This is a genomic window from Mesorhizobium sp. M00.F.Ca.ET.216.01.1.1, from assembly GCF_004010325.2.
In the GTDB taxonomy this organism is placed as follows: Bacteria; Pseudomonadota; Alphaproteobacteria; order Rhizobiales; family Rhizobiaceae; genus Mesorhizobium.
This window is the reverse complement of sequence record NZ_SADR02000259.1, coordinates 1-361: the sequence shown is the minus strand read 5'-3', so window position 1 is coordinate 361 and position 361 is coordinate 1. Positions and strand designations below refer to the sequence as shown.

Annotated in this window: 1 pseudogene; it reads left to right on the top strand. The window is 65.9% G+C overall.

The features are described from left to right. Positions 1-17 precede the first annotated feature (17 nt). Positions 18-361 (top strand): annotated as a pseudogene (locus EN859_RS36010) (ATP-grasp domain-containing protein); the annotation flags it as partial.

The following is a 361-nucleotide window of genomic DNA, read 5'->3' as shown; positions in this document are numbered from 1 at the left end:
TCGGCGTGGAACTTTTCGTGCGCGGCGATGACGTATGGTTCTCGGAAGTGAGCCCGCGTCCGCACGACACCGGTCTGGTCACGCTGTGCTCGCAACGTTTTTCGGAGTTCGAACTGCACGCGCGCGCGATTCTCGGTTTGCCGGTCGATACGTCGTTGCGCGCACCGGGTGCGTCGGCGGTGATCTACGGCGGGCTCGACGAGAAGGGCATTGCGTTCGAAGGCGTTGCCGCGGCGCTTGCCGTGCCGAACGCGGACTTGCGACTCTTCGGCAAGCCGGAGAGCTTCGTCAAGCGGCGCATGGGCGTCGCGCTCGCCACCGGCGAGCATATCGACGAAGCACGCTCGCGCGCCAAACAGGC